The following is a 522-nucleotide window of genomic DNA, read 5'->3' on the forward strand; positions in this document are numbered from 1 at the left end:
CAAAACACAATGCCATTCCGGATGGGATTGGGGCATTTGTTTGATGGTATCGGGAATTTACGACCCAATCCAAATCGATGTAGTGACCGACATTTGGTTAAAAAATGTCTCAACCGAGCAGCAATGGCAAGCTGATGGCAGTGTGATTTTAGACGTGCTGGTGGAAGTGCAAACCGACAATCAAGGCCATCATGTTACCGTGGAATTTGATGGCGAAGTTCAATTCATTCAAACCGAAGGAAGTGGTCACTATCACTGCCAGTTCCATGTTCAAAAGCCGCAACTCTGGTGGCCTGCAGGTTACGGCGACGCGCATCTGTACACCATTTCTGTTGGTTGTGGTGAGCAAACGCTGTCGCGCAAGATTGGACTTCGTCAGTTGAGCTTAAATAGTCAGGCAGATGAACATGGCTCTGCGATGGAATTTATCGTCAATGGCACGCCTATTAATGCCAAAGGTGCGAACTGGATTCCTGTCGATGCGATGCCGGGGCGAGAATGTGAACACCGTTATCAAGACCT

The 522-nt window shown here is 48.1% G+C and carries 1 pseudogene; it reads left to right on the forward strand.

Annotated features, from left to right (window positions below):
• Positions 1 to 522 (forward strand): annotated as a pseudogene (locus tag R7R24_RS30325) (glycoside hydrolase family 2 protein); the annotation flags it as partial.

Source organism: Vibrio sp. 704 (genome assembly GCF_033339295.1).